Genomic DNA, 25,494 nt, shown 5'->3' on the forward strand with positions numbered 1-25,494 from the left:
AAAGGTCTCCAAGGGAGGGAATTTTTTGAGGCAGCGTGCGCCGCCATTTTATTCAGAGCTCGTAACTCTCGTGCTCGCCGGAAAGCGCCTGCTCGATCAACTTGCGGTTCAGCGACGGCGACAGCAATTCGACGAGCGTATACACATAGCTGCGCAGATACGCGCCCTGTTTCAGCGCGAGACGCGTGACGTTCGTGCCGAACAGATGGCCGACGGGCATCGCGCGCAGATGTTTGTCGCGCTCCGGATTGAACGCGATATCGGCCAGGATCCCGACGCCGAGCCCCAGCTCGACGTAAGTCTTGATCACGTCGGCGTCGATGGCCTCGAGCACGACATCCGGCGTCAGGTTGCGTCGCGCGAACGCCTGATTGATCTTCGTGCGCCCGGCGAACGACGCTTCGTAGGTGATGATCGGATATTGCGCGAGGTCGTCGAGCGTGAGCGTCTTGCGCTCGAGCAGCGGATGGTCCGGCAGCATCACGGCGAGGTGTTGCCACTGGAAGCATGGCAGCGAAATCAGCTCTTTATAGTTGGCGATTGCCTCGGTCGCGATGGCGATATCCGCCTGATCGTGGATGACCATCTCCGCGACCTGCGTGGGGCTGCCTTGCAGAATCGAAAGGTGGACCTTGGGAAAGCGCTTCTTGAACTCCGCAATTGCCGATGGCAGCGAGTAGCGCGCCTGCGTATGCGTGGCGGCGATGACGAGATTGCCCTGGTCCTGCGCCGCGTAATCCTTGCCGACGCGCTTAAGGCTCTCGACTTCCTGCAATATTTTCTCGACCGACGCGAGGATGATGCGGCCCGGCTCCGTCAGCGAGCGCACGCGCTTGCCGTGGCGCGTGAAGATTTCGACGCCCAGTTCGTCCTCCAGCTCGATGATCGCCTTCGAGACGCCCGGCTGGGATGTATACAGTGCCTTCGCGGCTTCCGTCAGATTGAAATTCTGCCGGACGGCCTCGCGCACGAAGCGGAACTGATGCAGATTCATTTATAACTCAACCGCATATCAAAGTAATTTTTCAGTCGTTTGCAATATATAGCAGGTTCTTTACTATCAGTCCAATTTTTCCAATATCCATATCTCTATCTGTCATAAGCAAATGAGCGTTTCGTCTGAACGACGCTCGCGACGGCGACTGAATGGGTATTCGATGGACGAGACGCGCTGCGTAACCTAGGACGCGGCGCCTTTACAAGAACTTGGGGCCCCCGAATGTACCAATACGATCAGATCGACCAACGCATCGTCGACGAACGTGTCGCGCAGTACGCTGACCAGGTCCGCCGCCGACTGTCGGGCGAATTGACCGAAGAGGAATTCCGTCCGCTGCGCCTGCAAAACGGCCTTTACATGCAGCGTCACGCGTACATGCACCGCATCGCGATTCCGTACGGCAACCTGCGCAGCGACCAGCTCCGCATGCTCGCCACCATCGCGCGCGAGCACGACCGCGGCTACGGCCACTTCTCGACGCGCACGAACATCCAGTTCAACTGGGTCGAGCTCGAAGAGACGCCGGAAATCCTGCGCAAGCTCGCCTCGGTGCAGATGCACGCGATCCAGACCTCGGGCAATTGCATTCGCAACATCACGGCCGACCAGTTCGCCGGCGTCGCGCCCGACGAGCAGGTCGATCCGCGTCCGTGGTCGGAAATCCTGCGCCAGTGGTCCACGTTCCATCCGGAATTCGCGTGGTTGCCGCGCAAGTTCAAGATCGCCGTGAACGGTTCGGCGGAAGATCGCGCGGCCGTGCAGGTCCACGACCTCGGCGTGTATCTGAAGAAGAACGCGCAGGGCGAAGTCGTGATGGACATCCTCGCGGGCGGCGGTCTCGGCCGCACGCCGATCGTCGGCGCGATCATCAAGCGCGATCTGCCGTGGCAACACCTGATCACGTATTGCGAAGCCGTGCTGCGCGTGTACAACCGCTACGGCCGCCGCGACAACATGTACAAGGCGCGCATCAAGATTCTCGTGAAGGCGCTGTCGCCGGAGAAGTTCTCGAAGCAGGTCGAGGAAGAGTGGCAGCATCTGAAGGACGGCCCCTCGACGCTCACGCAGGAAGAAGTCGATCGCGTGTCGACGTTCTTCGCGCCGCCTGCATACGAAAAGTTGGCGGACACGGACGCTTCGTTCGAAAAGCATCTGATCGACGACAAGCCGTTCGCGCGCTGGGTCGAGCGTAACGTGCGTCCGCACAAGGTACCGGGCTATGCGGCGGTGACGCTGTCGCTGAAGCAGCGTCACATCGCGCCGGGCGACGCCACCGACAAGCAGATGGCCGACGTCGCCACGCTCGCCGACGAATTCTCGTTCGGTGAAATCCGCGTGTCGCACGAGCAGAACCTGATTCTCGCGAACGTGAAGAAGCGCGACCTGTACACCGTGTGGGAACGCGCGAAGGCGCTCGGTTTCGCGACCGCGAACATCGGCCTTCTGACCGACATCATCGCGTGCCCGGGCGGCGACTTCTGCTCGCTCGCGAACGCGAAGTCGATCCCGATTGCGCTCGCGATTCAAGACCGTTTCAACGATCTCGACTACGTGCACGATCTCGGCGACCTGTCGCTGAACATTTCGGGCTGCATCAACGCGTGCGGTCATCACCACGTCGGCAACATCGGCATTCTGGGCGTCGATAAGGACGGCTCGGAGTGGTATCAGGTGACGCTCGGCGGCGAGCAAAGCTCGGGCGCGACCGGCGCGCATCTCGGCAAGGTGATCGGCCCGTCGTTCTCGGCCGAAGAGATGCCCGATGTGATCTCGCAAGTGATCGACACGTTCGTCGACAACCGCATCGAAGGCGAGCGCTTCATCGAGACGTTCGGCCGCATCGGCATGGCGCCGTTCAAGGAGCGCGTGTACGCATCGCGCCAGGCTCACGCTTAAGGATTTCAAATGACGTTGATCATCAAGAACCGCGCCGTCGTCGAAGACCATTTCACCGTCGTGCGTGCCGCCGAAGACGGCGCGTTGCCCGCTGTCGATGCGCTGCCCGCCGGCAAGGTCATCGTGCCGTTCGCGCTGTGGAAGGAGCACAAGTCGGCAATCGTCGCATCGCGCCCGAAGGAAGACATCGGCGTCTGGCTCGCGCCGGATGATGAACCCGCCGATCTCGCGCCGGACTTCGGCCAGCTTTCCGTGATCGCGGTCGACTTCCCGGTGTTCCGCGATGGCCGCGGCTTCTCCATCGGCCGTCTGCTGCGCGAGCGTTATCAGTGGACGGGCGAGCTGCGCGCGGTCGGCGACGTGTTGCGCGACCAGGTGCTGTTCCATTCGCGTTGCGGCTTCGACGCATTCGCGGTGCGCGCGGACAAGGACATCAACGACGCGCTGAACGCGTTCAACGAGTTCACCGAGCTGTACCAGGGCGCGACCGACAATCTCGAACCGCTGTTCCGCCGTCGCGCGGCACTCGTGGCAGCGCTTGGAGCCTGATGCATGACGCCAGAATTGCAAGCCAAGGTTGAACGCATCGATGCGCTGCTCGATTCCATCGCAGCACGCCACGAACGCGTCAAGCTAGCCAGCAGCCTCGCCGCCGAAGACATGGTGCTCACGCACGCCATTCTGTCGCGCGGTGTGAAGATTGGCATCTTCTCGCTGAACACGGGCCGCCTGCATGCGGAAACGCTCGGCATGCTCGACATCGTGAAGGCACGCTACGGCTACGACATCGAGCAGTTCCATCCGCAGCAGGACGCGGTCGACACCTACGTGCGCGATCATGGCCTGAACGCGTTTTACGAAAGCATTGATCTGCGCAAGGGCTGCTGCCATATCCGTAAGGTCGAGCCGCTCAATCGCGCGCTGTCGGATGTGTCCGCGTGGGTGACGGGCCAGCGTCGCGAGCAGTCGGTGACGCGCGCCGAGCTGCACGAGGAAGAGCACGACGCGCCGCGCGGCATCGCGAAGTTCAATCCGCTCGCGGACTGGACCGAAACGGATGTGTGGGATTACCTGAAGGCCTTCGATGTCCCGGTGAATCCGCTGCATGCGCGCGGCTATCCGAGCATCGGCTGCGAGCCCTGCACGCGTGCGGTGCGCCCCGGCGAAGACAGCCGGGCGGGCCGCTGGTGGTGGGAATCGCGCGATACGAAGGAATGCGGCCTGCACATCACGAACATCAAGATCGTCGAGGAAGCTCCGAGCTCGACGATTTAAGGCGCGCAAGACGCCGCATCACCCCCTGTCATTGAACGCATCGTCGCCGTGGAAACTGCATGACGCTGCATAAAAAAGGATCGACGAACATGAGCACGACGCTCGACTCAACCGTCACCGCACCGATCGCCAACAAGGCGACCCGCATGGATCACCTGGACTGGCTCGAAGCCGAGTCGATCCACATCATTCGCGAACTTGTCGCGGAATGCAGCAAGCCCGCGCTCCTGTTTTCGGGCGGCAAGGATTCGGTCGTCGTGCTGCATCTCGCGCTCAAGGCGTTCGGTCTCGGCGCGGGCCGCAAGACTCAGTTGCCGTTCCCGCTGGTTCATATCGACACGGGTCACAACTTCCAGGAAGTGATCGACTTCCGCGATCGCCGCGCGGCGGAAATCGGCGCGGAACTGGTTGTCGGCCATGTCGAGGATTCGATCAAAAAGGGCACCGTGCGCCTGCGCCGCGAGACGGATTCGCGCAACGCCGCGCAAGCGGTGACGCTGCTCGAAACCATCGAGGAATACGGCTACACGGCGATGATCGGCGGTGCGCGCCGCGACGAAGAGAAGGCGCGTGCGAAGGAGCGCATTTTCTCGTTCCGCGACGAATTCGGCCAGTGGGACCCGAAGGCCCAGCGCCCGGAACTGTGGAGCATCTATAACGCGCGGCTGCATGCGGGCGAGCATCTGCGCGTGTTCCCGATCTCGAACTGGACCGAACTCGACGTGTGGCAATACATCGCCCGCGAGAAGCTCGAACTGCCGTCGATCTACTACGCGCATGAGCGCGAGATCGTGCGCCGCAACGGCCTGCTCGTGCCGGTGACGCCGTTGACGCCGGTGCGTGAGGGCGAGGCCGCCGAGATCGCGCAGGTGCGCTTCCGTACGGTCGGCGACATCAGTTGCACGTGCCCGGTCGCGAGCGATGCCGACGATGTCGAGAAGATCATCGCCGAAACCGCCGTGACGGAAATCACCGAGCGCGGCGCGACGCGCATGGACGACCAGGCATCCGAAGCCGCGATGGAACAGCGCAAGAAGCAAGGTTATTTCTAAGCCACACGCCCCGAGGAACGAAAGAATCATGAGCATCTATCAAGCTGAAGACCTGGGCGTGTTGCGCTTCATCACGGCGGGCAGCGTCGACGACGGCAAGAGCACGCTGATCGGCCGTCTGCTGTACGACAGCAAGGCTGTGCTGTCGGACCAGTTGTCCGCGATTTCGCGCGCGAAGAACAAGCGCACGGTGGGCGATGAAATCGATCTGTCTCTGTTGACGGACGGGCTGGAAGCCGAGCGCGAGCAGGGCATCACCATCGACGTCGCGTACCGCTATTTCGCGACCGCCAAGCGCAAATTCATCATTGCCGATACGCCGGGCCACGAGCAGTACACGCGCAACATGGTGACGGGCGCATCGACGGCGCATGCCGCGATCATTCTCGTCGACGCCACGCGCGTCACCTTCGAGAACGGCGTCGCGCAACTGTTGCCACAGACGAAGCGCCATAGCGCGATCGTCAAGCTGCTCGGCCTGCAGCACGCGATCGTCGCGATCAACAAGATGGATCTGGTCGATTACAGCGAAGCGCGTTTCAACGAGATCCGCGATGCGTATGTCACGCTCGCGCATCAGCTCGGTCTGTCGAATGTGCGCTTCGTGCCCGTGTCGGCGCTCAAGGGCGACAACATCGTGACGGCGAGCGAGCGCATGCCGTGGTATGCGGGCGAACCGCTGCTCGATCTGCTCGAGTCGCTGCCGGTCGCGCAGCCGAACGATCAGGCGCTGCGCTTCCCGGTGCAGTGGGTCGCGCGTCAGGACGGCTCGCAGGCCGACGATTTCCGCGGCTACATGGGCCGTGTCGAGGCGGGCGAAGTGCGCGTCGGCGATGCGATTCTCGTGCTGCCGGCCAATCGTGAAGCGACCGTCGCCGAGATCATCGCGCCGGTGCCGGGCGGCGTGGCGCCCGTCGATCGCGCGTTTGCGGGCCAGACGGTGACCATTCGCCTGACGGAGGACGTCGACGTGTCGCGCGGCGACACCTTCGTTCCCAATGTGGCCAACGCGGCGCACAGGGTCGAACCGGCGAAGAAGCTCGAAGCGGACATCTGCTGGTTCGACGAAGAGCCGCTCTCGCCGCAGCGCAAGTACCTGCTGAAGCAGACGACCAACACGGTGTTCGCGCGCGTCGGCGCGGTGAAGCAGGTGCTGGATGTGCATACGCTGTCGCATTCGGTCGATCGCACTACGCTTGCGATGAACGATATCGGCCGCGTGGCGCTCACGCTGCAAAAGCCGATCGTCGCGGACGAGTACGATACGCATCAGGGAACCGGCGCGTTCGTGTTGATCGACGAAGCGACGCATCACACGGTCGCGGCCGGTATGATTCGTGCAATCTCTGCATGAGCCATCTGAGCACACGAGTTGATCGATGAAAGCTATGGGTAAGGTCTATCTGATCGGAGCGGGACCGGGCGCGGCGGATCTCATCACCGTGCGCGGCATGCGTTTGCTGGAGCAGGCGGATGTCGTCTTGCACGACGCGCTCGTGGAACCGGCGATGCTGGATTACGCGCCGAACGCGAAGAAGATTGCCGTCGGCAAGCGCTGTGGACAGCGCTCGACGGCCCAGCACTTCATCAACAAGCAAATCGTCGATGCGGCGCTGGAGCGCGGCATCGTCGTGCGTCTGAAGGGCGGCGATCCGATGCTCTTCGGTCGCGCCGACGAGGAAATGCGCGCGCTCGAAGCGGCCGGCATCGAGTTCGAAGTGGTGCCGGGCATTACGGCGGCGCTCGCGAGCGCCGCGACGCTCAAGCGTTCGCTGACCTTGCGCGGCGTGGCGCGCAGCGTCGCGATGGCGACTCATTCGCGCGCCCCCGACAGCGATGAGATCCGCGAGCAGGCAAAGGCGGATTCGCTCGTGTTCTATATGGGCCGCGACAGCGCGCCGGATATCGCGCAGCAGTTGATCGACGCGGGCCGCCCGGGCTCGACGCCGGTGGCGATCGTCGAGGCATGCAGCACGCCGCGTGAGCGCACGCTGACAATGACGCTGGCGCGCATGGCGCTGGGCGAGGCGCAGGAATGGCTGGATCCGTCGCAGCCGAGTTTGCTGATGATCGGCGAGGCGTTTCGCGAGCGTGCATCGGCGAAGCCGAAGGTGCATTTGAAGGGGATGCAGGCGGCGGCTTGATGTCGGTTCGATCGGCCCATAAGCAAAGAGCGCACCGGAGACGGTGCGTTTTTTTTTGAACCGCGATAGCCGAACGGCCAACGATGAACTACCGGGCAACCTGCCGCAAACAATACTGCGCCACCGCATCCAGCACCGCGTCGTCCTCCCCGACGGCCGTCGCGCAGGCAATGACGACATCCGGATGCGCCGCCTGGCACCTCTCGACGATTTCCGGTAAATCCCTTCTCACATGCCCGCCTTGCCCGAAGAACACCGGCACCACGGTAATCGCATTGCAGCCATCGGCGGCTAGCTGATCGACCGCAGCAGGCAGATCCGGCGACATCAACTCGAGAAAAGCCAGCGAAACCGGTTCGTCACGCGCGCCGCGCAACTTCGCGGCAAGCCGTTCGAACGGCTCGGCCCAACGCGGATCGCGCGCGCCGTGACCGAACAGGATGATGCCGTGCGTCTTCATTGCGCGCTCCTCGCAGGAAACGTCAGTGCCGCTCCACCCACTTGAGGCCCACGAGCCCGATCGCGAGATAGGCGAGGGCGGGCGCCGCCGCGGTGATCGGCGCGGGCCACGTGTTCAGATTGCCGATATGCGAAAACAGCGTGTTGAACAGCTGAAAGCTCATGCCGATCATGATGCCGCCGAACACCTTCACGCCGACCACGCCCGCGCGCGTATGCAGATACGCGAACGGCAGCGACAGAATCAGCATCACGAACACCGCGAACGGATAAAGGATCTTGCGCCAGAACGCGATCTGATACCGCTGTGCATCCTGATGATTCTCCGTCAGATGCTGGATATAGCGGAACAGATTGAACATCGACATCCGATCCGGCGACACCAGCAACACGGACAGAATCTGTGGTGTCAGCTCGGAACGCAACGAATACTCGGGCAGCGTTGTTTGCGTCGCGCGATAGACCGGGTTCAGCGTGTCGCCGGGGTTGACCGCCTGCGGCGGCGCATCGTTCAGTTGCGTGTCGGTGACGCCCGTGAGCTTCCAGTGACCCGGCGGCTGGTACACGCCGCTTTTCGCAATGCGCACATTCGTCAGCCGGAACTTCGAATCGAACTCGTAGATGCGCACGTTGGCGATCGTCGTGTCGGGATTCAATGTGCCGACGTTGACGAAGCGCGTGACCTGCTCGCCGTTCTCTTTCGCCGTCAGGGTGTCCTTCACCCACACGCCCGACTGAAAATTCGACGACACCGACGACCCGAGCGCCTCCAGCCGCACGCGCTCGGACAACTGGTCCGTGTAAGGCCCGACCACTTCGCCGATGAGATACGTGACGAGCACGAGCGGGATGCCGATCTTCAGGAGCGAACGCAGCGCGGCGCCGGTCGAGAGTCCCGAGACGCGAAAGATCGTGAACTCCGAAGCCGCCGCCATCTGCGCGAACACGTAGATGGCCGAAATGAGCGCGGCGACCGGAATGATCTCGTAGAAGCGCGAAGGCGTCTGCAGCGCGACGCGCAGTACCGCCAGCGTGAACTTGTAGTTGCCGTGCCCGACCGTGTTCAGTTCGTTGATCAGGTCGAAGAAGAAGAACAGGCCCGAGAACGCGAACAGAATGAAGATGAACGCGAGATAAATCTGGCGCGCGAAATATCGTTCGTAGATGCGCATCGCGTCAGGCCCCCTTCGACAGCGACGGGAGCTTGAAGAGCGGCCGGTTGCGAATCCGCAGCCAGAAGATGAACGCGACGAGTGCCCCAACGACGATGTGCAGCCCGACGATACCCACGCCGAACGACAGCTTGCCCTGCTCGATCCACGATTGCACGACGTTCAGCAGGTTCGAATACGTCAGGTAGATCAGCACCGCCATCACGAGATTGATCGTGCGGCTGCGGCGCGGGTTCTGATACGAAAGCGGGATGGCGAGCAGCATCAGGTTGATGGCGATGAGCGGCAGTCCCATGCGCCACGCGAATTCGGCGAGATTTTCCTTGGTCGGATTGGCGAGCAGATCCGGCGTGTAGATGCCCGTTGTGGTCGGCGTATTCACGACCTGGCGACTCATTATCTTCACACCGTAACGCTCGAACTCCATGATGCGGAAGTTTGGCTGGCCGGGTTCGCCGTCGTATCGGCGGCCGTTGTCGAGCACGATGAAGCGGTCGCCGTCGGGGCGCGTTTCCGTGTGACCGTTCTTCGAGACGATCACGTTGACCTTGCCGCCTTCCGTGCTCGTCACGAACACATTCTCGACGTGGCCCTGATCCGGCGACATCTTCTCGATGAAGAACACACGATGGCTCGACGGCGATTCGCGGAACTGCCCCGGCGCGAGCAGCGACACTTCATCGCGCTGCTGAAAGCGCTGCTTGATGAGCTTGCTCTGCTGATTCGACCACGGCCAGCCGACGAACGCGAAGAACATGATGAGGATGATGATCGGCGTGGAGAACACGGCGATCGGCTTGATGAGCTGTGTCTGACTGACGCCCGATGCGAGCCACACGACCATTTCCGAGTCGCGATACCAGCGCGTGAGCACGAACAGAATGGAGACGAACAGCGTCACGATCAGCATGACCGCGAGATAACCGATGACGGTGAGCCCAATCAGCACGACGACGTCTTTCGGGTCGATCTGACCTTGCGCCGCGAAGCCGACGATGCGGATCATCATCGTCGTGAGCATGATCGTGAGCAGCACCATGAACACGGCGCCGGCCGTGTACGCGAGTTCGCGCTGCAGGGAGCGTTCGAAGATCATTGAATTTTTGCTTGGAGCCGGCGGGGATGCGGAAATCTGGCGCGCATCTCGTGGCTTACGGGAAGGGTATTCGCTTACCCTCACGCCGCCTGCCTGTGACCGCCGCGGAAAAAATAGCGGATAATTGCGGCTTTCATCCTTCAGCCAAGATTTTATCCGAGGATAAGCGCGATGGACTTTAGCATAAAAGCCTGTGATTGGAGCAAAGGCGAGGCAAATGGTTTCCTTACCGGGAAGTCGGATGTCATCGTGCTCGGCATCTTCGAAGCACAGACTCTCACGGGCGCCGCACGCGACATGGACGTCGCGACCAAAGGCCTGATCTCGCGCGTGGTCAAAGCCGGCGACATGAGCGGCCGCGCGGGCACGACATTGATGGTGCCCGAAGTCACCGGCATCGGCGCATCGCGCGTGCTGCTCGTCGGTCTCGGCAAGCAGGACGCCTTCAATCAGAAAGCCTATGGCGAAGCCGTGCGCGCCGCATGGCGCGTGGTGCTCGGCTCGAAGATCGGTCAGGCGACGTTCACGCTCGCGCAACTGCCGATCCAGGAACGCACCGGCGACTGGGCCGTGCGCGCCGCGATCCTCGCGCTGCGCGAGCTGACCTACAAGTTCACGCAGATGAAGAGCAAGCCCGACAACGGCGCGCGCTCGCTCAAGAAGGTCGTGTTCAGCATCGATTCCGCCGACGAGAAAGCCGCCAAGGTCGCGCTGAAGCAGGGCGTCGCGATTGCGAACGGCATGGATCTCACGCGCGATCTCGGCAATCTGCCGCCGAACGTCTGCACGCCGACCTATCTCGGCCAGACGGCGAAGAAGCTCGGCCGCGACTTCAAGCTGAAGGTCGAAGTGCTCGGCCAGAAGCAGATCGAAGCGCTCAACATGGGCTCGTTCCTGTCGGTCGCGAAAGGCTCGATCGAGCCGCCGCAATTCATCGTCATGCAGTACCAGGGCGCGGGTGCGGCCGCGAAGGGCAAGAACGCGCCGGTCGTGCTGGTCGGCAAGGGCATCACGTTCGATTCGGGCGGCATCTCGATCAAGCCGGGCGAGGCGATGGACGAGATGAAATACGACATGTGCGGCGCGGGCTCGGTGTTCGGCACGATGCGCGCCGTTGCCGAAATGGGTCTGAAGCTCAACGTGATCGGCGTGATCCCGACCTGCGAGAACATGCCCGCGGGCAACGCGGTGAAGCCGGGCGACATCATCACGGCGATGAACGGCACGACGATCGAAGTGCTCAACACCGACGCCGAAGGCCGCCTCATCCTGTGCGACGCGCTGACGTACGCGGAGCGCTTCAAGCCCGCCGCCGTGGTCGATATCGCGACGTTGACGGGCGCGTGCATCATCGCGCTGGGTCACCACAACACGGGCCTCTTCTCGAAGGACGATGCGCTCGCGGGCGAACTGCTCGACGCGTCGCGCGAGGCGGTCGATCCGGCCTGGCGACTGCCGCTCGACGACGAATACCAGGATCAGCTCAAGTCGAATTTCGCGGATGTCGCGAATATCGGCGGGCGGCCGGCGGGCAGCGTGACGGCGGCGTGCTTCCTGTCGCGCTTTGCGACGGCTTATCCGTGGGCACACCTCGATATCGCCGGAACCGCCTGGAAGAGCGGCGCCGCGAAGGGCGCGACGGGCCGTCCCGTGCCGCTGCTCTCGCAGTTCCTGATCGATCGCGCGGGCGCTTGAAGCAGGCATGACGCGCATCGACTTTCATACGAATGTCGGCGATCCGCTCGCGTACGCCTGCCGCCTCGCGCGCAAGGCGTACCTGAGCGGCAAGCCGCTCGTCGTGCTCGCCGAACCGCAGCGCCTCGCCGCGTTCGACGAGCAGTTGTGGAGCTTCCAGCCGCTCGAGTTCGTGCCGCACTGCATGGCGCAGAGCCCGCTCGCGGACGACACGCCCGTCGTGCTCACGTCGAATCTGGACGAAGCGCCGCATCATCAGGTGCTCGTGAATCTCGGCGCGCCGGTGCCTGCGCAGTTCGCGCGTTTCGAGCGGCTCGTGGAGATCGTCGGCAGCGAGGGCGATGAACTCGCTGCGGGCCGTGAGCGGTATCGCTTCTATCGCGATCGCGGCTATGTCATCGAGACGCACAATCAGGGCGGTTGAGCGCACAGAGGCCGCGCCTCTGCTGCACTAAGCTCTGCTGAGAAATGGCGGTTCGCAATAGATCGGAATCAGCGCCGATGCGCGAACGCTGGTCGACAGGAGACCTTTGAACATGACCGACAAGCCCGAATCCTTCGATTCGTCCATCCCCGTTCTGACCGATGTCGTCGTGCCCGGCAAGCCCGAGTACGCGCGCGCGCGCGCCGCCGATGAAGCCGCGATCGAATACGATGCGCAGCGGATCGCCGAGCGGCTGAACGGCCGCTTCACGACTTTCCTGACGGGCGATGCGCGCGCGCTGATCGAAGAGCGCTGCCGCGAAGTGCTGCGTGAGCAATCGACGCAACTCGTTTCGGCGATCACGCGCGAAGTCGCGATGGCGCTGGAAGGCCGCATGAGCGAATGGGTGCGCGACGCGGTCGAGGATGAGTTGCGGCGGCAGCGCGGCGAATGAGCGCGATGTAACGCGCATACGGCACACGAAACAAAGGGGCGCACGCGCGCCCCTTCTTCAATCCGGTCACGCCCGATTCACCCCGTCACCGCGCCCTTGTTAGCCGGCTGCGCAAGCGCCGCGAACTTCGCCAGCACGCCGCGGGTGTACTTCGGCGCGGGCTGCTTCCACGCGGCGCGGCGGCGCGCGAGTTCCGCATCCTCCACGTTCAGTTGCAATAGCAGCTTGTGCGCGTCGATCGTGATCGAATCGCCTTCCTGCACGAGCGCGATGGTGCCGCCCGCGTAAGCTTCCGGCGCCACATGGCCGACCACCATCCCCCACGTGCCGCCCGAGAAGCGCCCGTCCGTGATGAAGCCGACCGATTCTCCCAGCCCCTTGCCGATGATCGCCGATGTCGGCGCGAGCATCTCCGGCATGCCCGGGCCGCCGACCGGGCCGAGATAGCGCAGCACGAGAATATCGCCAGCCTTGATCTTGTCGGCGAGGATCGCGTCCATCGCGCTTTGCTCGTCGTTGAATACGCGCGCGGGGCCGGTGATGACCGGATTCTTCAGGCCCGTGATCTTCGCCACCGCGCCGTCCTCCGCGAGATTACCGCGCAGGATCGCCAGATGCCCTTCCTTGTAAAGCGCCTGTTCGATCGGGAAGATGACCTTCTGATCCGCACGCGGTTTGCCCGGCACGTCCTTCAGTTCTTCCGCGATCGTGCGCCCCGTGATCGTCATGCAGTAGCCGTGCAGAAGGCCTGCGTCGAGCAGGATCCTCAGCACTTGCGGGATGCCGCCGGCCTTGTGCAGATCGGTGGCGACGTACTGGCCCGACGGCTTCAGATCGCAGATGACCGGCACTTTCTTGCGCATGCGCTCGAAGTCGTCGATGCTCCATTCCACTTCCGCCGCATGTGCGATCGCCAGATAGTGCAGCACGGCGTTGGTCGAGCCGCCCGTCGCCATGATCAGCGCGACTGCGTTTTCGATCGACTTCTTCGTGATGATGTCGCGCGGCTTCAAATCCTTCTTCACCGCCTCGACGAGCACGCGCGCCGATTCCGCGGCTGAGTCGACCTTCTCCTGATCGGGATTCGCCATCGTCGACGAGTACATCAGCGACATGCCGAGCGCCTCGAACGACGAGCTCATCGTGTTCGCCGTGTACATTCCGCCGCACGAGCCGGTCGTCGGGCACGCGTTTTTTTCGACGCCCTTGAAGTCCTCTTCCGACATGCGGCCCGCCGTGAATTCGCCGACCGCCTCGAACGACGACACGATCGTCAGATCCTTGCCCTTCCAGTTGCCGGGGCGGATCGTGCCGCCGTACACGTAGATCGACGGCACGTTCATGCGCGCCATGCCGATCATGCCGCCCGGCATGTTCTTGTCGCAACCGCCGATCACGACGACGCCGTCCATCCACTGGCCCTGCACCGCGGTTTCGACGCAGTCCGCGATCACCTCGCGCGACACGAGCGAGTACTTCATGCCTTCGGTGCCCATCGACATGCCGTCGGAGATCGTCGGCGTGCCGAAAATCTGCGGGTTCGCATCCGACTTTTTGATCGATTCGACGGCGGCATCCGCGAGGCGCTGCAGGCCCGCGTTGCACGGCGTGATGGTCGAGTGCCCGTTCGCGACGCCGATCATCGGCTTGTCGAAGTCTTCTTCCTTGTAGCCGAGCGCGTAATACATCGAACGATTGGGCGAACGCGCGACGCCCTGGGTGATGTGCTTCGAGCGACGATTGAAGGCCATGATGTGCTCCGTGAGGGGACGTTTTTGCTCTAGTGCAGCAAGCATGCAACCCCTGCGATGTGTCTGTCCAATATATTATTCAGGGCTTATTAGGTCGCAAAAAATATCAATGGAGCAGAGAAACCCGCCCATCGAACTGCGTCTGTTGCGCTACTTCGTAACGGTCGCCGAAGAGATGCACTTCGGTCGCGCCGCCGCGCGTCTCGCGATGACGCAGCCGCCGCTCTCGCAGGCGATCCGCGCGCTGGAAGACGCGCTCGGCGTCGCGCTTTTCGTGCGCACGAAACGGACCGTGGAGCTGACGCCCGTCGGCAAGGACCTGCTGCCGGAAGTCCGCCGCCTGCTTGCAAGCGCCGATGCGCTGCGTCCGCTCGCGCAATCGCTCGCGCGCGGCGAGGCGGGCGTGCTGTCACTCGCGTTCGTCTCCACCGCCGATTACGGCCTTTTGCCGGCGCTGCTGCGCGAGTTCGGCGCGCGCTATCCCGGCGTGCGGCTGCAACTCACCGAGGCGACGAGCGACGTGCAGATCGAGGAACTCGTCGCCGGGCGCATCGACGCGGGCCTGGTAATTCCGCCGCTGCCGCCGCGCCATGCCACGTCGCTCTCGTATGTGTCCGTAGCGCGCGAGCCGCTCGTCATTGCGATGTCCGCCGATGCTGCGCAGGACCTGGGGCAGGGCGCCGACGAATGGGCCGATACGCCCGTCGATCTGCACGATCTCGCCGCCGCGCCGCTCGTCGTCTTTCCGAGGCGTCTCGCGCCGGGTTTGTATGACATCATCATGGGCTGCTACGGCGCGGCCGGCCTCACGCCGCGCATCGGCCAGGAGGCGATCCAGATGCAGACCATCGTGAGCCTCGTGTCCGCCGGCATGGGCGTGGCGCTCGTGCCGCATTCGCTGCGTCATCTGCGGCGCACGGGTGTCGTGTATCGTCCGCTGCGCCCGCTGAACGCGTCGACGATGCTCGTCGAAACCGGCCTCGTCTGGCGCGCGGCGGAAGTGAGCCCGGTGCTCGCGGGGTTCATCGAGATCGTTCGTTCGCGGGCCGAAACCGCGGGTTCGGTATGATTCGCCCTTGTAGTTCGCTCAAGCTCCCACATCAGAATGCTCATACATCCCAATTTCGATCCCGTCGCGATTCATCTCGGACCGCTCGCCGTGCGCTGGTACGGCCTCATGTATCTGGTGGCGTTCATATCGGCCATCGTCATCGGCCGGCTGCGTCTGCGCCTGCCTTACGTGGCGGCGCAGGGCTGGACCGCCAAGGACATCGACGACATGCTGTTTTATGGCGTCCTCGGCACGATTCTCGGCGGGCGCATCGGCTACGTGATCTTCTACAAGGCGAGCTATTACGCGGCGCATCCGCTCGACATCTTCAAGGTCTGGGAAGGCGGGATGTCGTTTCACGGCGGCTTTCTCGGCGTGACGCTCGCGATGGTGCTGTTCGCGTATCACCGCAAGCGCACCTGGCTGCAGGTAACGGATTTCGTCGCGCCGATGGTGCCGCTCGGTCTTGCGGCGGGGCGTCTCGGCAACTTCATCAATGGCGAGTTGTGGGGCCGCGTGACGAGCCCGAACGCGCCGTGGGCGATGCTCTTCCAGAGCTCGACGAACGACGACGCGATCTGGCTTGCGAAGAATCCGCAACTCGACGCGCACTACCATCTCACGGAAATCTTCCAGCGCTATCACATGCTGCCGCGTCATCCGTCGCAACTGTACGAGATCGCGCTCGAAGGACTCGTGCTGTTCATCGTGATCTGGACGTTTTCGCGCAAGCAGCGTCCCGTCGGCGCGATCTCCGCGCTGTTTCTGATCGGTTATGGACTGGCGCGCTTCACTGTGGAATTCGCGCGTGAGCCGGATGACTATCTCGGCCTTCTCGCGCTCGGCCTCTCGATGGGCCAATGGCTCTCGCTGCCGATGATCATCGTGGGCGTGCTGGTGATGGTGTGGGCGTACAAGCGCAATCTGCGTCTGCCGCCCGAATCCGCGAAAGCCTGAGCTTTGCGGGGCAGCACGCCCCGCATCGTTCAACGCCCCATCTGCACCGAACCGGAGACGTCGACGGTCACTGTCGTCGTGCCGGCTTCCATCGCGATGGGGGCGGCCATCTTCGCATCGGCGCTCATCGCGCGCGATTGCATCATCATGACCGGGCGCGGCTGAACGCCGCTATGTCCGACGTTCACTTCACGAATCGTGTAATTGCTGTAGCCGAACCCTTGCGCGGCGGCTTGCGCCTGCTTGCGGAACGAATCGATGGCTTGCGTGACGAGCTTCTGCTCGGCCGCGCGCTGCGCCTCGGGCGACAGCGAGAACGCGACGCTGCCTACCTGCATCGACGAGCTCATCTTGCCCGCGAGCTTCGACGCCGCCGCGAAGTCATGCGATTCGAGCACGATTTCCGTGCGGCCTCGCCATGCGGAGATCTTGCCGTCACGGTCCGTTGCCGGATACACGGTGAATGAGCCGCTCTTCGCGGTCACGCCGTCGACGCCCCTCGCTTCGCGCAAGGCGGCCTCGGCGCGCTGATTGAGCGTACTGGTGAGAGACGAGGGATCGGCCGCTTCCTGCTCGTAGAAGAGCGTGATGTTGACGACATCCTGCGGCACTTGCGCGCTTGCCTGTGCCGAAAGAGAAAGCACGCCCGAAGGCTGCGGCTGCGTGATGACCGTTTGCGCGGCGGCCGTTTGGGAAAGCGTGAACGCTGCGCCCGACATCGCGAGGAGCGCGAGCGCGGCAGCGGTTTTCTTGTTGATCATCGAAGGACTCCGAACGCGGGATATCGCGTGATTCGCGACGGGATTTAGGCGCGGCCTTCGTGTCGTAAGTTCCTTGTTAGACGAGTTGTTCGGTAATAAATCGCCACTGCGCTTCTGTTACCGGCGTGATCGACAGGCGATTGCCGCGCGCGAGCACCTGCATGTCCGCGAGCGCCTCATGCTCGCGCAACGTGGCGAGAGAAATGAGCGGCGTCTTCTTCACGAACTCGACATCGACGAGCATCCAGCGCGGCGTTTCCTGCGTGGACTTGGGATCGTAGTAATCGCTCTTCGGATCGAACTGAGTGGGATCGGGATACGCCGTCGAGCACACTTTCGCGATGCCCGCGATGCCAGGCTCCGGACAACTCGAATGATAGAAAAGCACACCGTCGCCGAGCTGCATCTGATCGCGCATGAAGTTGCGCGCCTGATAGTTGCGCACGCCCGTCCACGGCAAGGTTTTATTCGGCGCGTGCGCGAGGTGATCGATGCTCGCTTCGTCCGGTTCGGACTTCATCAGCCAGTAGCGCATGATGGTTCGCTATGCGGAAATCGTCGATGCAAATGAAAACGGCATCGGAAAAACCGATGCCGTTTCTTGAATGGGTCCCCGCCACGGCCGCTAGGCCGGCATCCTGAACCTGGGTTCAAGATTGGTCGCGGTAAGCAACACTTCGGGTACATCGGACTAGCGACGCGCGCGCCCGTGCTGCAAGGTTCCGCAACCGTGCCAATGTAGCATTGGTTCAAGGAATATATGACCTTGGCGAACCAGGCAGGGAACCGTCACTCTACACCAATCGTTTGCCTTATGCAGCCTCTCGGGAGCAAATCGGCAGTTTCTTTTTTCGATTGATATTGCGTGCTGATTGACTCAGCGCGCAGACGTCTCACTGCGCTTCATACTGCGCGATGACCGCGCCCAGTTGTTCGTTCATCGAATGCATCGTGCGGCGGATTTCCTCGGCGGGGAAGGCCTCGCCGTGACGCACGCTGTCCTGCAGCTTAAGCAATTCCGACGCCAGCGAAAGCGCTGCCATCACCGCGATGCGATCCGTGCCGCGCACGCTGCTCGCATTACGCACCTTGTTCATCTCGGCATCGACGCGCGCGACGGCTTCGCGCAATGCGCCTTCCGTTTCCGGCGAGCACGCGAGGCGATACGGCTGCCCGAGAATGGATACTTCGATCTGCGTGGTCGTCATGCCTTCTCTCCTTGATGATGCTCGCCGTGCAATTCCGCTTCCTGTGCTTCCCGGGAATCGGCGTCGAGGAGATCGAGTTGATTGTCGGATTCGGCATGTTGCGCGGACTTCGCGCGGGGCAGCTTTTCGAGAATGGCGTTGAGGCGTACTTGCGCGTCGTCGATTTTCGCGGAGAGCGAGTCGCGTTCGGATTGCAGCGTATCGCGCTCTTCACGCACTTGCGCAAGTTCGGCCTGCACGTTCGCATAGTCGGCGCGCAGTTGTTCGAGTTGCTCTTGCAGCGCCTGACGCGCCTGATTGTGGCGCTCGCTGATCTGGATCAGCCGGCCGATATTTCCTGACAGTGATTCGAGTTCGTTGAGCATGTGCTGCGTCCTCTAAAGACCTCGCATTTTAGCGCGGTTCAACGGAGCTTCCGATAATTGTCTCGTTTCGAGACGTAACAGCATGCGATCTTGCGCTTAATCCTTCGAATCAAGCGCATGTCGCCATGCATTCGTGTGCAGAAAAGGCGAGCGCTGGTCATCGCTCGTGGGGACAGGCCGGCCGATTCTCGTTCGATTCGTCATGTGCCGCGCTACTCTGTCCGTGCCGTTTTCTTGACGGCCCCAACCCGCGCTCCTACACTTGCCGCACTTTTTGGTGCTCGCATTCGCGGATCTCGCGGATGCAGTCAAACGGGAAACAGGGAGCGAAGTCTCCGAAGTCCGACCGGGACCCACCCGGGATGAGCCAACCTGTGCTGCCCCCGCAACGGTAAGCGACCGCAACGCAAGTTGCAAGTCGTCTCATGCGCGTTTTTGCAGCGCAAACGTGTGGATTTTCATCACACCGGGTTTGTTATTCGAATCCACTGCAAGAAACGTGTCGACGCCACTGCGCACGATGCGCGGGAAGGCGAGACGATCCGTCGTCAGCCCGGATACCGGCCAGAGTTCGACGCATCGGCGCTCAATGCGCAAGTGCGTTCGTCGCGCATCGTCCTCGCGGGGAGCGGGGTCGCGCTCATGCGAAACGGAACTTCACTCATGGTATTGCCACAGGCCGCGCTCAAGAACGGCCCCACTCGTCATGTCGCGCTCGTTGCAGCGGTCTTCGGCTCGGCGCTCCCCGGCGCGGCGCACGCCGCCGACGGCGCCTCGCAAACGCTTGCCCCAGTCGTCGTCACCGCGACGCGCGCGCCGCAGCCGCTCGCCGAATCGATCCCGCAGACATCGGCGTTCGATGAACAGGACATCGCCGATGCCAACGCCGACGACGCGCTCGGCCTCGTCGCGCTCGCGCCCGGCGTGCAGGTCACGCGCAACGGCGGACCGGGCGCGAATTCCGGCGTCTACATACGCGGCGCGGCGTCGTCGCAATCGCTCGTTCTGATCGATGGCGTGCGCGTCGAATCGGTGTCGCTCGGCGCGGCGCAGCTATCGCAATTGATGCTCGATGAGATCGGGCGCGTCGAGGTCGTGAACGGCAATGTATCGGCGTTGTACGGCTCGAATGCGATTGGCGGGGTCGTGCAGATCTTCACCAGGGAAGGCGAGCCGCATCCGCCGCGCTTCGCTTTCGAGGCCGAGTACGGCAGCTATCACACGCAGCGTCAATCGGCGGGCGTGAACGGCGCGCTCGACAAGGACGGCCGCACGACCTTCAGCCTGAACGTGTCACGCGAAAAGACCGATGGATTCTCGTCGATCGATCCGGCGATCGCGCCCGGCGCGAATCCTAACGCGAACGGCTATCTGAACGAGAGCGTCGCGGCGACGCTGCGCCACCGGTTCAGCGACAAGTGGGATGCGGGCGTGCGCTTCATGCAATCGAACGGCATCGACAGTTTCGACGATGCCTACGGCCAGCCATCCGACATCAACGAAGCGCACGATCGCGTGCGTTCGGCGTCGGTGTTCGCGAATGGCAGGATCACCGACAACTGGACCACGCACTTCACGGTCGCGCAGGGGCAGGATCGCGCGAATATCGAGCAGAACGGCGCCTATACGAGCCGCTTCGACTCGGAGAATCGGCAATACACGTGGCAGAACGATTTCAGGATCACCGATGCGCACACGCTGTTGTCCGGTTACGAGCATCTCGATCAGACGCTCGATTCCGACCAGTTCACCGCGCCCGATCGTCACGTGAATTCGGTGTTCGCGGGCTACGTGGGGCACATCGGCGCGAACGATTTGCAGGCGAATCTGCGGCACGATCAGTATTCCGATTTCGGCGGCGCGAACAGCTACTATCTGGGCTACGCATATCACTTCGATGCGCACTGGAAGGCGAGCGCGAGCTATGCGGCTTCGTTTCGCGCGCCGAGCTTCGACGACCTCTACTATCCGTTCAGCGGCAATCCGTCGATCCAGCCGGAGCGCAGCCATTCGGTCGAGGCGGCGTTGCAGTACGCATCGAATGCGCTCGGCGTGATGCGCGTGACGCTGTTCCAGACGCGCTATTCGAATCTGATCGACTATGTTTCCGACGGCGGGTTCTACTATGTCGCGCAGAACGTCGGGCGCGCGAAAGTGCAGGGCATCGAGGGATCGTGGGCGGGACATGTCGGCGCAACCGACGTGCGCGCGGGCGTCACGTTCCAGAATCCCGTCGACGAGACGAATCACGAGGATCTGACGCGGCGCGCGCGGCATTTCGCGACGCTCACGGCGCATCGCACGATCGCGCGCTGGCGCGTCGGCGGCGAGTGGATCATGAGCGGAGAGCGCCACGATTACGATTCGACGCTCGCGGGTTACGGCATCGTGAATCTTTCGGCGCGCTATGACGTCTCGAAGTCGTGGTACGTCACAGCGCGCATCGACAACCTGTTCGACAAGGACTATGAACTTGCGTACTCGTACAACACGCCGCGGCGCGGCGCCTATATCACGCTCGGCTGGCATCCGTCGTGAGCAACGCGCCTGAGTGTCTCCAGCGTGCGCGTGCGATGAACGCGAGCCGCGCGGCCGCGATCTGGATCGCGCTCGCCGCGGCGACGTTCATCGTGCTCGTCGCGTCGCTCGCGATGGGCAGTGTCGCGTTGCCCATGTCGCGTGCGCTCGGCGCGCTCGTTCGCACGCACGCCGCGACGCCCGATATCGCCGATGAGATCGTGCTCACCTTGCGGCTGCCGCGCGCGCTCGCGGGCTTCGCATCGGGCGCGCTGCTCGCGATGGCGGGTGCGCTGCTGCAAGTGCTGTTGCGCAATCCGCTCGCGGAGCCGTACGTGCTCGGCGTATCCGGCGGCGCCGCGACGTTCGCGCTTGCCGCGATGCTCGCATCGGTGCCGTGGTGGGGCGTCGATATCGCGGCGTGCGCGGGCGCGTTCGCATCGATCGTCGTCGTGCTCGGACTCGCGCGCAAGGATCTCTGGCAGAGCGCTCAGGATGCGTCGCCGCGACTATTGCTCACGGGCGTCGTGATCGCATCGGGATGGGGCGCGCTGATCACGCTGATGCTGAGCATCGCGCCCGAGAACCGGCTGCGCGGCATGATCTTCTGGCTGACGGGCGATCTCAATGGCGCGGCCGCGCCGTGGCCTGCGTTGATTGCGCTCGCTGTCGCGCTCGTCGCCATCGTTCCTGTCGCGCCGCAATTGAACGTGCTTCTGCGCGGCGATGCCACCGCGCGTGCGCTCGGCGTGCCGGTCGAACGATTGCGCCTGCGTGTGTATCTCGTCGCGTCGATCGCCGCGGCGGCTGCGGTGACGACGGCGGGAACCATCGGCTTCGTCGGCCTCGTCGTGCCGCATCTGCTGCGTCTCGCGTTCGGCAACGATCAGCGCATGCTCGTGCCCGCCGCCGCGCTCGCGGGCGGCCTCGCCGTGATGGCCGCCGATCTCGCCGCGCGCACCGTGATCGCGCCCGCGCAGTTGCCGGTGGGCGTCGTCACGGCGCTGATCGGCGTGCCGATGTTCCTGTGGATGCTCTTGCGGAGAGCGCCATGACCTTGCAACTCGATGCCGTCGTGATTCGCGCGGGCGCGCGCACGCTCATCGGCGGTCTCACGCAGACGATATCGACGGGCGAAGTATGGTGCATCGCCGGGCCGAACGGCGCGGGCAAGACGACGCTCATCAACGTGCTCGCGGGTCTCTCGAAACCGGCGTCGGGCCGCGTGTCGCTCGATGGCCGCGCACTCGCGTCATGGCGCGCGGCGGACCTCGCACGCGCGCGCGCGCTGATGCCCCAAGCCATGCACGACGCCTTCAGCGCGACCGTGCTCGACACCGTATTGCTCAACCGCTTTCCCTATCTCACCGGCTGGGGTTGGGAGAACGAAGACGACCGCAGCGCCGCGCGCGCCGCGCTCGACACGCTCGGCCTCGCGTCCTTCGCCTCGCGCGACGTGCTGACGCTCTCGGGTGGCGAACGCCAGCGCGTTGCCTTGGCTGCCGTGCTGTGCCAGAACGCACCGTGCCTGTTGCTCGACGAACCGCTTTCGCATCTCGACCTGCGTCATCAGATCGACTGCCTGCATACGTTGTGCGACACCGCGCGCGAGCACAAGCGCACCGTAATCTTCTCGTGCCACGATCTGAACCTTGCGCGCCGTTTCGCGACGCATGCGCTCCTGCTCGACGGCAACGGCGCCGCTCACGCGGGCCTCGTCGCCGACGTCCTCACGCCCGAACGCGCGGGCGCGGCATTCGGCTATCCGCTCGCGCTCATCCGCGACGGCGAGCATGAAGCGCTCGTGCCTTCCATTCATCGCCCCTGAAAGGAATTTCGATGTCCTCGTTCAACGACATCCCGCTGCCCCGCGCACTCGACCGCGCACTCGAAGCCGAACTGCGCCGCGTCATCGACATGAAGACGAAGCCGCCCGGCAGTCTCGGGCGGCTCGAATCCCTCGCGCTGCAAATGGGCCTGATCCAGCGCGCGACCAGGCCGCGCATCGAGCGTCCCGGGATGATCGTCTTCGCCGGCGATCACGGCATCGCGAAGGAGGGCGTGAGTTCGTATCCGCAGGAAGTGACGGCGCAGATGGTCGCGAATTTCTTGAGCGGCGGCGCGGCGATCAACGCGTTGTCGCGCTCGGTCGGCATGTCGCTCGAAGTCGTCGATGCGGGTGTCGCGACGCCGATTCCCATCGACCACGGGTACGAACGCCTGTCGCTGGGACTCGGCACGCGCAACTTCGCGCGGGAGCCCGCGATGTCGCGCGAGACCGCGCTCGAAGGCATCGCGCGCGGCGCGGCGCGCGTGCGGCATCACGCGTCGCTCGGCACGAACGTGATCGGCTTCGGCGAGATGGGCATCGCGAATACATCGGCGGCGGCGTGTCTGATGAGCCGCTTGTGCGATCTGCCGATCGGCGAGTGCGTCGGCCGCGGCACGGGTCTCGACGACCATGGCCTCGCGCACAAGCGCGATGTGCTCGGCCGCGCGCTCGCGCTGCATCGCGAAGGCGATGCGATCGACACGCTCGCGACTTTCGGCGGCTTCGAAATCGCGATGATCACGGGCGCGTATCTCGCCGCCGCATGCGAAGGCATGACGATCTTGGTCGATGGCTTCATTGCGACATCGGCGTTGCTCGTGGCCGCGAAGATCGCGCCCGAGGTGCTCGAGTACTGCGTGTTCGCGCATGCGTCGAACGAAACGGGGCATCGGCGCATGCTCGCGCATTTCGATGCCGCGCCGCTCTTGCAACTCGATCTGCGGCTCGGCGAAGGCACGGGCGCGGCGCTCGCGTTGCCGATCCTGCGCGCGGCCGTCGCGTTCGTCGACGAGATGGCGAGCTTCGAGTCGGCCGGTGTGTCGAACAAAGCCGGTTGAGATGCGTCCCCTCGACGAACTGCGCTACTTCTTCACCGCGCTCGGCTATTTCACGCGCGTGCCGGTGCCGCGTTGGGTCGGCTTCGAGCGCGAGTATCTGAACGCGGCGGCGCGTTACTTTCCGCTCGTCGGCGCGATGGTCGGCGGTGTCGCGGCGCTCGTCTATCTCGCGGCGTTGCGCGTGTTTCCCGCGGGCGTCGCAGTGCTGTTGTCGATGGCCGCGACGCTCGTCATGACCGGCGCGTTCCATGAAGACGGACTCGCCGATTGCGTCGATGCGTTCGGCGGCGCGTACACGCGCGAGGATGCGCTGCGCATCATGCACGACTCGCGCATCGGCGCATTCGGCGCGATTGCACTCGTGATCGCGCTCGCTTTGAAATGGCAGACGCTCACCGCGCTGCCGCCGCAACGCGTCGCGTGGACGATGATCGCCGCGCACGCCGCGAGCCGCGCGTTCGCGATCAGCTATCTCGTCACGCTCGACTACGTGCGCGCCGAGGGCAAGGCCAAACCGGTCGCGCAGCGCATGAGCGCTGCGTCGTTCGCGCTCGCGCTCGTGTTCGGCGTGCCCTGGCTTTTCGTGATCGACTGGAAGCTCGCGTGCGTCACGATCGTCGCGCTGATCGTTTTGCGCTTCTTTATCGGGCGATACTTCGTGCGTCGCATCGGCGGCTATACGGGCGATTGCCTGGGATTCGCGCAGCAAGTGTTCGAAATCGCGATCTATCTCATCGGGCTCGCATGGATCTCGTCCTGATTCGACATCCAGAAGTCGCCATCGAAGCGGGCGTGTGCTATGGCCAGACCGATGTGCCCTTGCGCCACGATGTGCGCGATCTCGCCGGCGCATTGACGGCGCGCATGAAGGCGCTGGACGTTCCGGCGTGCGTGGACGGATGGCATGCGAGTCCGCTCGAGCGATGCGCGTCGCTGGCGCGTGTCCTTTCAGCCGATGCGCATATCGATGCGCGTCTCATGGAGATGCACTTCGGCGCGTGGGAAGGCCGCGCGTGGGACACGATCGATCGCGCGCTCATCGATGCCTGGGCCGCCGATGTCGAACATGCGTGTCCGCACGGCGGTGAGAGTCTCGCGCAGTTCGCGCAACGCGTTATCGCATGGTTCGACGCGGCGTGTGTCGATAAGAACGTCGTGCATGCCGTCGCTCATGCCGGCGTCGTGCGTGTGCTTGCGGCGCATCTTCTCGGCATCGCGCGTGAGAGCGCGCTGCAATGGCCGCTCGATTTCGGCGGGCTCGCGTGGTTCAGGCGCGTGCGCGGGCAGTGGCTGCTTGTGCGGTGGAATGCTTAGGCTTTCGGCGCTAC

At 63.6% G+C, this 25,494-nt stretch carries 26 protein-coding genes, 1 other RNA gene and 1 riboswitch; of the genes, 17 read left to right on the forward strand and 10 right to left on the reverse strand.

Annotation, left to right across the window (positions count from 1 at the left end):
- Positions 1 to 52 precede the first annotated feature (52 nt).
- Entirely contained in the window at positions 53 to 994 is a 942-nt protein-coding gene (locus tag NCS58_RS03890; protein ID WP_061118780.1) for a CysB family HTH-type transcriptional regulator, read from the reverse strand.
- A 225-nt stretch (positions 995 to 1,219) separates the two neighbouring features.
- On the opposite strand from NCS58_RS03890, the gene NCS58_RS03895 reads away from it, so the two are divergent.
- The 6 genes from NCS58_RS03895 (at position 1,220) to cobA (ending at position 7,367) form a co-directional block, all read left to right on the forward strand.
- Entirely contained in the window at positions 1,220 to 2,896 is a 1,677-nt protein-coding gene (locus NCS58_RS03895; protein WP_250537905.1) for a nitrite/sulfite reductase, read from the forward strand.
- A 9-nt stretch (positions 2,897 to 2,905) separates the two neighbouring features.
- Entirely contained in the window at positions 2,906 to 3,445 is a 540-nt protein-coding gene (locus NCS58_RS03900; protein ID WP_250537907.1) for a DUF934 domain-containing protein, read from the forward strand.
- 3 nt (positions 3,446 to 3,448) lie between these two features.
- Positions 3,449 to 4,171, forward strand: coding sequence for a phosphoadenylyl-sulfate reductase (locus NCS58_RS03905; protein WP_250537908.1), 723 nt, complete (start codon positions 3,449 to 3,451; stop codon positions 4,169 to 4,171).
- An 89-nt stretch (positions 4,172 to 4,260) separates the two neighbouring features.
- Positions 4,261 to 5,223: a sulfate adenylyltransferase subunit CysD gene (gene cysD, locus NCS58_RS03910; RefSeq protein WP_061118902.1), complete on the forward strand. Its 963-nt coding sequence runs from the start codon at positions 4,261 to 4,263 to the stop codon at positions 5,221 to 5,223.
- A 28-nt stretch (positions 5,224 to 5,251) separates the two neighbouring features.
- Positions 5,252 to 6,577, forward strand: coding sequence for a GTP-binding protein (locus tag NCS58_RS03915; RefSeq protein WP_284502123.1), 1,326 nt, complete (start codon positions 5,252 to 5,254; stop codon positions 6,575 to 6,577).
- Between the two features lie 34 nt (positions 6,578 to 6,611).
- Positions 6,612 to 7,367, forward strand: a complete 756-nt coding sequence (gene cobA / locus NCS58_RS03920) for a uroporphyrinogen-III C-methyltransferase (RefSeq protein WP_250537985.1) — start codon at positions 6,612 to 6,614, stop codon at positions 7,365 to 7,367.
- An 88-nt stretch (positions 7,368 to 7,455) separates the two neighbouring features.
- Here the strand turns inward: cobA and NCS58_RS03925 are convergent, their stop codons facing one another.
- The 3 genes from NCS58_RS03925 to lptF are packed head-to-tail and all read right to left on the reverse strand — an operon-like array spanning position 7,456 to position 10,094.
- Positions 7,456 to 7,827 carry a sirohydrochlorin chelatase gene (locus NCS58_RS03925; protein WP_250476403.1) on the reverse strand — a complete coding sequence of 124 codons (372 nt, stop codon included), beginning with the start codon at positions 7,825 to 7,827 and terminating at the stop codon, positions 7,456 to 7,458.
- A 22-nt stretch (positions 7,828 to 7,849) separates the two neighbouring features.
- Positions 7,850 to 8,998, reverse strand: coding sequence for an LPS export ABC transporter permease LptG (gene lptG, locus NCS58_RS03930; RefSeq protein WP_250537910.1), 1,149 nt, complete (start codon positions 8,996 to 8,998; stop codon positions 7,850 to 7,852).
- A 4-nt stretch (positions 8,999 to 9,002) separates the two neighbouring features.
- Positions 9,003 to 10,094: an LPS export ABC transporter permease LptF gene (lptF, locus tag NCS58_RS03935; RefSeq protein ID WP_250537911.1), complete on the reverse strand. Its 1,092-nt coding sequence runs from the start codon at positions 10,092 to 10,094 to the stop codon at positions 9,003 to 9,005.
- Between the two features lie 171 nt (positions 10,095 to 10,265).
- On the opposite strand from lptF, the gene NCS58_RS03940 reads away from it, so the two are divergent.
- From NCS58_RS03940 to NCS58_RS03950, 3 genes are all read left to right on the forward strand, one after another.
- Positions 10,266 to 11,789: a leucyl aminopeptidase gene (locus NCS58_RS03940; protein ID WP_061118789.1), complete on the forward strand. Its 1,524-nt coding sequence runs from the start codon at positions 10,266 to 10,268 to the stop codon at positions 11,787 to 11,789.
- A 7-nt stretch (positions 11,790 to 11,796) separates the two neighbouring features.
- A complete protein-coding gene (locus NCS58_RS03945; RefSeq protein WP_061118790.1) occupies positions 11,797 to 12,213 on the forward strand; it encodes a DNA polymerase III subunit chi in 417 nt (138 codons plus the stop codon).
- 112 nt (positions 12,214 to 12,325) lie between these two features.
- The gene (locus NCS58_RS03950) at positions 12,326 to 12,667 is read left to right on the forward strand and encodes a DUF2486 family protein (RefSeq protein ID WP_250537912.1); all 342 of its coding nucleotides are present in this window, start codon (positions 12,326 to 12,328) and stop codon (positions 12,665 to 12,667) included.
- Positions 12,668 to 12,744: 77 nt separating this feature from the next.
- Here the strand turns inward: NCS58_RS03950 and ilvD are convergent, their stop codons facing one another.
- Positions 12,745 to 14,418: a dihydroxy-acid dehydratase gene (gene ilvD, locus NCS58_RS03955; protein WP_250537913.1), complete on the reverse strand. Its 1,674-nt coding sequence runs from the start codon at positions 14,416 to 14,418 to the stop codon at positions 12,745 to 12,747.
- Positions 14,419 to 14,527: 109 nt separating this feature from the next.
- Between ilvD and NCS58_RS03960 the strand changes: the two genes are divergently transcribed.
- Together NCS58_RS03960 and lgt are read left to right on the forward strand one after the other, a co-directional pair.
- Positions 14,528 to 15,487: a LysR family transcriptional regulator gene (locus NCS58_RS03960; RefSeq protein WP_250537914.1), complete on the forward strand. Its 960-nt coding sequence runs from the start codon at positions 14,528 to 14,530 to the stop codon at positions 15,485 to 15,487.
- Between the two features lie 36 nt (positions 15,488 to 15,523).
- Positions 15,524 to 16,426 (forward strand): prolipoprotein diacylglyceryl transferase, encoded by a 903-nt coding sequence (lgt, locus tag NCS58_RS03965; RefSeq protein WP_250537915.1) that lies wholly within the window; start codon positions 15,524 to 15,526, stop codon positions 16,424 to 16,426.
- A gap of 29 nt (positions 16,427 to 16,455) precedes the next feature.
- Here the strand turns inward: lgt and NCS58_RS03970 are convergent, their stop codons facing one another.
- The 5 genes from NCS58_RS03970 to NCS58_RS03990 form a co-directional block, all read right to left on the reverse strand.
- Complete coding sequence (locus tag NCS58_RS03970; RefSeq protein WP_284502124.1) at positions 16,456 to 17,187, reverse strand: SIMPL domain-containing protein; 732 nt, start codon at positions 17,185 to 17,187, stop codon at positions 16,456 to 16,458.
- Positions 17,188 to 17,263: 76 nt separating this feature from the next.
- Complete coding sequence (locus tag NCS58_RS03975) at positions 17,264 to 17,722, reverse strand: EVE domain-containing protein (protein ID WP_061118795.1); 459 nt, start codon at positions 17,720 to 17,722, stop codon at positions 17,264 to 17,266.
- A 71-nt stretch (positions 17,723 to 17,793) separates the two neighbouring features.
- Positions 17,794 to 17,975: non-coding RNA, 6S RNA (gene ssrS, locus NCS58_RS03980), on the reverse strand.
- A 105-nt stretch (positions 17,976 to 18,080) separates the two neighbouring features.
- The gene (locus NCS58_RS03985) at positions 18,081 to 18,395 is read right to left on the reverse strand and encodes a cell division protein ZapA (RefSeq protein ID WP_061118796.1); all 315 of its coding nucleotides are present in this window, start codon (positions 18,393 to 18,395) and stop codon (positions 18,081 to 18,083) included.
- Positions 18,392 to 18,760, reverse strand: coding sequence for a hypothetical protein (locus NCS58_RS03990; protein ID WP_061118797.1), 369 nt, complete (start codon positions 18,758 to 18,760; stop codon positions 18,392 to 18,394). Before NCS58_RS03990 ends, NCS58_RS03985 begins: the two co-directional genes overlap by 4 nt.
- Positions 18,761 to 19,018: 258 nt before the next feature.
- A riboswitch (cobalamin riboswitch) is annotated at positions 19,019 to 19,344 on the forward strand.
- 79 nt (positions 19,345 to 19,423) lie between these two features.
- Between NCS58_RS03990 and NCS58_RS03995 the strand changes: the two genes are divergently transcribed.
- From NCS58_RS03995 to cobC, 6 genes are read left to right on the forward strand one after another with little or no spacing between them, the layout of a single operon-like run.
- Positions 19,424 to 21,298: a TonB-dependent receptor domain-containing protein gene (locus NCS58_RS03995; protein WP_250537916.1), complete on the forward strand. Its 1,875-nt coding sequence runs from the start codon at positions 19,424 to 19,426 to the stop codon at positions 21,296 to 21,298.
- 35 nt (positions 21,299 to 21,333) lie between these two features.
- A complete protein-coding gene (locus NCS58_RS04000) occupies positions 21,334 to 22,332 on the forward strand; it encodes an iron ABC transporter permease (protein ID WP_250537987.1) in 999 nt (332 codons plus the stop codon).
- A complete protein-coding gene (locus NCS58_RS04005; protein ID WP_250476404.1) occupies positions 22,329 to 23,105 on the forward strand; it encodes an ABC transporter ATP-binding protein in 777 nt (258 codons plus the stop codon). The genes NCS58_RS04000 and NCS58_RS04005 overlap by 4 nt, the downstream gene beginning before the upstream one ends.
- Positions 23,106 to 23,116: 11 nt before the next feature.
- On the forward strand, positions 23,117 to 24,166 hold the full coding sequence (cobT, locus tag NCS58_RS04010) for a nicotinate-nucleotide--dimethylbenzimidazole phosphoribosyltransferase (protein ID WP_250537917.1): 1,050 nt from the start codon (positions 23,117 to 23,119) through the stop codon (positions 24,164 to 24,166).
- A gap of 1 nt (position 24,167) precedes the next feature.
- Complete coding sequence (locus NCS58_RS04015; protein ID WP_250537918.1) at positions 24,168 to 24,926, forward strand: adenosylcobinamide-GDP ribazoletransferase; 759 nt, start codon at positions 24,168 to 24,170, stop codon at positions 24,924 to 24,926.
- Positions 24,911 to 25,480: an alpha-ribazole phosphatase family protein gene (gene cobC, locus NCS58_RS04020; RefSeq protein ID WP_250537919.1), complete on the forward strand. Its 570-nt coding sequence runs from the start codon at positions 24,911 to 24,913 to the stop codon at positions 25,478 to 25,480. The genes NCS58_RS04015 and cobC overlap by 16 nt, the downstream gene beginning before the upstream one ends.
- Positions 25,481 to 25,494: the final 14 nt, after the last annotated feature.

Source organism: Caballeronia sp. INML3B, assembly GCF_023631305.1.
In the GTDB taxonomy this organism is placed as follows: domain Bacteria; phylum Pseudomonadota; class Gammaproteobacteria; order Burkholderiales; family Burkholderiaceae; genus Caballeronia; species Caballeronia turbans.